The sequence below is a fragment of the Gallibacterium genomosp. 2 genome, from assembly GCF_000771895.1.
GTDB lineage: Bacteria > Pseudomonadota > Gammaproteobacteria > Enterobacterales > Pasteurellaceae > Gallibacterium.
Map to the genome: position 1 here is coordinate 1 of NZ_JPXY01000048.1, position 5,694 is coordinate 5,694.

Below are 5,694 nucleotides of genomic sequence, written 5' to 3' on the forward strand. Positions count from 1 at the left end.
CTGACCGCTTTATCAAAAGCGGTGTTTTTGAGGTCGTTTTGTCATTGGAAGAAGCCTGCGGGGCTGTGGTCTACAACTTGCTTTTGCGCAGTCGCAGTGCGTTGCCGACCACGGATGCCGAGCTTAGGCTCATCGCCAGTGCGGCAATCATCGGCGAGAGCAGCCAGCCGGTAAAGGGGTACAGCACGCCGGCGGCAACGGGAACCCCCAGGCCGTTGTATAAGAAGGCAAATAACAGGTTTTCCTTCATATTGCGCACGGTGGCCTCAGACAATTTGCGTGCGGTGGCAATACCCCGCAAATCGCCTTTGACCAGCGTGATTTGCGCACTGCTCATTGCCACATCGGTGCCGGTACCCATTGCGATGCCGACATCGGCTTTGGCCAGTGCGGGGGCATCGTTGATGCCGTCGCCTGCCATTGCGACCACCCGCCCTTCGTTCTGAAGCCGCTCGATCAGTGCCAGTTTGTCGGCGGGCTTGACTTCGCCGTGCACTTCGTCGATGCCCAGTTTTACGCCCACGGCGTTTGCCGTGGTCAATCCGTCGCCGGTTGCCATAATGATGCGCAGGCCGGCTGCTTTGAGCGAGGCCAATGCTTCGGGGGTGCTGTCTTTTACAGGATCGGAGACGGCAAGCAGTCCCGCAAGATGTCCGTCCGCAGCCAGATATATCACGCTGGCACCTTCACTGCGCAGGGATTCGGCCTGCTCGATCAGTGGTTCGACGCTAAGCCCGTTCTGCTGCATAAACGCCGTGTTGCCCAGTGCCAGCGCACGCCCTTCAACCACGCCGCTCACGCCGATGCCGCTGCCTGAATCAAACTGTTCGGGTTTGCTCAGCTTCAGCTGTTGTGCCCGTGCGGCCTGCACAATGGCGTCGGCCAGCGGGTGTTCGCTGCCCTGATCCAAGCTGGCGGCCAAACGCAGCACTTCTTCGGCGGAAAAGCCTGCTGCCGCAACGGCACGGTCAAAGGCGGGTCGGCCTTCGGTGAGTGTGCCGGTTTTATCAATCACCAAAGTGTCTACTCGCCGCAAGTTTTCGATAGCGGCGGCATCACGGAACAATATGCCCCTGCCTGCCCCGCGTCCTGTGGCGACCATCACCGACATCGGCGTGGCCAGTCCCAGTGCACAGGGGCAGGCGATAATCAAGACCGCAACGGCGTTGATCAACCCGAACACCCAAGACGATTGCGGGCCGAACACGCCCCAGACAAAGAAAGTGGCAACGGCGACGGCGACAACCGCCAGTACGAAATAGCCTGCCACCCCGTCGGCCATACGCTGCATCGGTGCTTTGGAGCGCTGCGCCTGGGCCACCATCTGGACAATCTGCGAAAGCACGGTTTCCGAACCAATGCGCTCGGAGCGGATGACGAGCGCACCGCCGGTGTTGAGCGTGGCGCCGATGACTTTGTCGCCGGTGGCTTTGCGCACCGGCAGCGGCTCGCCGGTCAGCATCGATTCATCTACCGAGCTTGCGCCCTCAACCACCACGCCATCGACAGGCACTTTTTCGCCGGGGCGCACACGCAGAAGGTCGCCGATGTGGATGTGGCTGAGCGGCACATCTTCTTCAGCACCGCCCGGGCCGATACGCCGTGCGGTTTTGGGCGCCAGTCCGAGCAGGGTCTTGATTGCCGCCGAAGTCTGCGACCGGGCTTTGAGTTCGAGCATCTGGCCGAGCAAGGTCAGCGAGATGATGACGGCCGCCGCCTCAAAATACACGCCGACCCGCCCCATCGATACAAACGATGCCGGAAAGATGCCGGGTGCAGCGGTGGCAACAACGCTGTAAACGAAGGCTGCACCCGTTCCCAGTGCAATCAGCGTCCACATATTGGGACTACGGTTTGCCAGCGACTGCCAACTCCGTGAGAAAAACGGCAGCCCCGCCCACAGCACGATCGGCAGCGACAGCACCAGCTCTACCCAGCTTTGTGCGGCCATATCCATCAGGTTCAGACGCTCGCCGAACATCGCCAGCACCAGCACTGCCGCCGTCAGGGGCAGCGTGTACCAAAAGCGTCGGGAAAAATCACGCAGCTCCGGATTGTCGTCGTCCAATTCAGGCATCAGCGGCTCCAATGCCATACCGCAAAGAGGGCAGTTGCCGGGGCGGTCTTGCCGGATTTCCGGATGCATCGGGCAGGTGTAGCCCGAAGCAGCCGCTGCATCGGACGGTGTCTGCACAGGGCGGTGCTGTCCGTGTCGGCACTCGTGGTGTTTGGGCGGTTTGTGTGTTTCTTGCTTCATCACAATTTCTCCTGTTGGGTTCATAGGGTCATAACCGGTCGTTTACCGAAAAAGCAGGTACGGATTGGGCCGGTCAGAATGACGGTTTTTTCAGGCTGCCTGCAAATACCGATGCCGTCTGAAAAAGCATAAGGTTCAGAACATCGCTTGCCGATGTGTCCGACAAGTCGGCATCATCATTTCCTTGGGGCTTGTTTTAAAGGCTGCCTGAAAACCCCAAATGCCGTCTGAAAAAGCCTTAAACCTGTTTTCAGACGACCTCAAAAGCACCGCTTTATCAAAAGCGGTGTTTTGCCTTATTGCCCCTGCTGTTTTAGCCAGTCTTGCATTAGCTTGATTTCAGGTTCTTGGGCTTTGATGATGTCTTGAGCGAGCTTTTTCATTTTTTCGTCTTTGCCGAACTGTAATTGCACTTTTGCCATCTCGACCGCCCCTTGATGATGCGGAATCATTGCTTTGGCAAAGGCAACATCAGGGTTTGGCTCATTGATTGCCGCCATCATCGCCTCGTGGTGCGCCTTGCCTGCGGCATAGGCCTTGGCGTGCGGGGCTTGCGGGTTTTGGGTTGCGGTGTCTTTACCCGCCAGCCAAGCGTTCATCAGATCGATTTCACTTTGTTGCCCATCAATAATCGCTTGGGCAAGTTTTCTCATTGTTTCGTCTTTGCCAAATTCAAGCTGTACTTTTGCCATCTCAACTGCTCCGATATGGTGCGGAATCATACCTTTGGCAAAAGCGGTATCAGCATCGGCAAGATTACCCGCTTTGCTCATCTCATCGCCCATCTTGTTCATCATTGCAAGATAGGCTTGGGTATGGGGCGGAGCATTTTGAGTGTCCATTGCCATAGCAGAGTGGTTCATATTGGCGTGGTTCATCTCTGCGTGCCCGTTTTGGTTATTTGGGCAGTCGTGGGTGGTTTGGGTGTAGTTATTGTCGCACGCCATCGAGTGCGTCGGCACTTCAGTTTTTGCGTCGGCAAAAGCGGTTGAAGTCGCCAAAACAACAGCGGCAGCGACAAGATGTACGGCACGGTTTTTGATGAATGTCATTGGATTCTCCTTGTCAAAATGGGCATTGATAACATTGGGCAAATGACAGATTCGCCCAATGTCCATTTCACTATTTGGTTTTACGATTCACACGCACAGCCGTTGCAAGTGCAGTCATCACAAATGCAGGGCTTGCCGTTTTGGCATTGGCAGTCCGGACGGCAGTTTTGCCCCGTGCAAGACTGGCAGCCGCAATGGGCGTGTCGGTTTTGAACAAAATCAGCGTTCATAACAGTTTCTCCGAATGTTAAGTTAAAGTGGATTATCAAAACAAAGTGCTTTTAAGCGATTAAAAGCATTGCTTTTTTGTTTTGATGTGCGCATCATAAACCCTAACCTTGCGTTAGGGTCAAGGGTTATTTTTACTTGATAACATTTGGGGCTGTACTAGATAACTAGGGAAATCTAATTTCAGGTTAGAATAATCCCGATGAGAAAAAGTCGTTTAAGCCGGTACAAGCAAAACAAACTGATTGAACTGTTTATTGCGGGTGTTACCGCACGCACAGCAGCTCAATTAGTCGGCGTCAATAAAAACACCGCAGCCTATTACTTTCACCGTTTACGCTTACTGATTTTCCATAACAGCCCGCATCTGGAAATGTTTGATGGTGAAGTAGAAGTGGATGAAAGCTATTTTGGCGGACAGCGCAAAGGCAAACGCGGTCGCGGTGCGGCCGGTAAAGTGGCTGTATTCGGGCTTTTAAAGCGAAATGGTAAAGTTTACACCGTTGCTGTACCCAATACGCAAACTACCACTTTATTACCGATAATCCGTGAGCAAGTGAAACCTGACAGCATTGTTTATACCGATTGTTACAAAAGCTATGACGTACTTGATGTGAGCGAATTTAGTCACTTTCGCATCAATCACAGCACACATTTTGCTGAACGACAAAATCACATCAACGGAATTGAGAACTTTTGGAACCAAGCAAAACGCCATTTGCGTAAGTTCAACGGCATTGCCAAAGAGCATTTTGAGCTGTATTTGAAGGAATGCGAATGGCGTTTTAACCACAGTGAAATAAAGTCCAAAATTTCCATTTTAAAACAATTAGTAAAGAAAGATTTGTTCTAGTTATCTAGGACAGCCCCTAACATTTTTTTACACACCACTCAATAAGGAGCAACAATGAACATCGGACAAGCGTCTAAATCTACCCAACTTTCCGTCAAACAAATCCGTGATTATGAAAAAGCAGGCTTATTAATTAACCCATCACGCAGTGAAGCAGGTTATCGGATTTATAACTCCAATGACATCGCTCGGCTAAAATTCATCGCCAAAGCCCGCAGCGTCGGTTTTTCGCTTGCACAGATTGGCGAGCTTTTGGCACTGCAAGACAATCCACACCGCACAAGTGCTCAGGTCAAAACGCTCACCGCCAGTCATATTGATTTTTTATCCAATAAAATCAAAGAATTAAAATCAATGCAACACACCCTGCAAGCGTGGAGCGATGCCTGCGGGGGCGATGACAATCCCGACTGCCCCATCTTAAAAGGCTTGGGTAATTTTTAACCACCATCAAAGCAGATGAATGCCATAGCTTGATAACAGCCTTTTACGATGGCACTTGTGGGCTGGTTGTTTTTTCGGGTGTTTTTTGCAGGTTGGGTGGACGCACAGTCGGCACAAGAATACATTGCCGGCATGATTTTGCTGGGCGTGGCACCGTGTACGGCAATGGTGTTTGTGTGGTCTCAACTGGTCAAAGGCGACCCCAATTACACTTTGGTGCAGGTTTCGGTCAATGATTTGATTATGATTGTGGCGTATGCTCCGATTGCAGGCGTATTGCTCGGCGTAAGCGACATAAAAATTCCGTGGGACACCTTGATTTTAAGCACGGTTTTGTATGTGCTGTTGCCCTTGCTGGCAGGCTGGCTTACCCGCTCTTATTTACAAAAATCGGGTAAATCGGTGGCACAATTTTCAGGCAGCCTGAAACCTTTTTCCATTATGGGTTTGATTTTGACGGTGGTGTTGCTGTTTGCCTTTCAAGCCCAAACCATTATTGCCAATCCCTTGATTATTTTGCTGATTGCCATTCCCCTGCTGGCACAGACTTACGGCATTTTTGCCTTGGCTCACGTTTTGGCAAAATGGCTCAAATTACCACACGAAATTTCCGCCCCTGCGTGCTTGATTGGCACGAGTAATTTTTTTGAATTGGCGGTGGCAATTTCTTTGTTCGGTTTGCACTCGGGGGCGGCATTGGCAACGGTGGTCGGTGTGCTGGTGGAAGTGCCTGTGATGCTCTCGCTGGTGTGGTGGATAAACCGAAAATCGCTGGGGAATAAAGGGGTGTAGGTTTTTCAGGCAGCCTGAAAGTTATTTTGCAAAATTTAAAAATAAAAACACCGCTTGAACATCATGAT

Annotated in this window: 5 protein-coding genes and 1 pseudogene; 4 read left to right on the forward strand and 2 right to left on the reverse strand. The window is 51.9% G+C overall.

The genetic code is table 11. The features are described from left to right. Positions 1-70: 70 nt before the first annotated feature. Entirely contained in the window at positions 71-2,257 is a 2,187-nt protein-coding gene (locus tag P375_RS10150; RefSeq protein ID WP_432430744.1) for a copper-transporting P-type ATPase, read from the reverse strand. Positions 2,258-2,553: 296 nt separating this feature from the next. Further along, positions 2,554-3,219: a CopM family metallochaperone gene (copM, locus tag P375_RS10155; protein ID WP_230592841.1), complete on the reverse strand. Its 666-nt coding sequence runs from the start codon at positions 3,217-3,219 to the stop codon at positions 2,554-2,556. Between the two features lie 60 nt (positions 3,220-3,279). Here copM and P375_RS12580 point away from each other — a divergent pair, with 60 nt between their 5' ends. From P375_RS12580 to arsB, 4 genes and pseudogenes are all read left to right on the forward strand, one after another. Beyond that, on the forward strand, positions 3,280-3,522 hold the full coding sequence (locus P375_RS12580; protein ID WP_006248862.1) for a hypothetical protein: 243 nt from the start codon (positions 3,280-3,282) through the stop codon (positions 3,520-3,522). A 217-nt stretch (positions 3,523-3,739) separates the two neighbouring features. Continuing rightward, positions 3,740-4,390 (forward strand): IS1595-like element ISGasp1 family transposase, encoded by a 651-nt coding sequence (locus P375_RS10160; protein ID WP_039136685.1) that lies wholly within the window; start codon positions 3,740-3,742, stop codon positions 4,388-4,390. 54 nt (positions 4,391-4,444) lie between these two features. Next, positions 4,445-4,834 (forward strand): Cu(I)-responsive transcriptional regulator, encoded by a 390-nt coding sequence (cueR, locus tag P375_RS10165; RefSeq protein ID WP_009116472.1) that lies wholly within the window; start codon positions 4,445-4,447, stop codon positions 4,832-4,834. Positions 4,835-4,870: 36 nt separating this feature from the next. Further along, positions 4,871-5,626, forward strand: a pseudogene (gene arsB, locus P375_RS10170) (ACR3 family arsenite efflux transporter); the annotation flags it as partial. Positions 5,627-5,694: the final 68 nt, after the last annotated feature.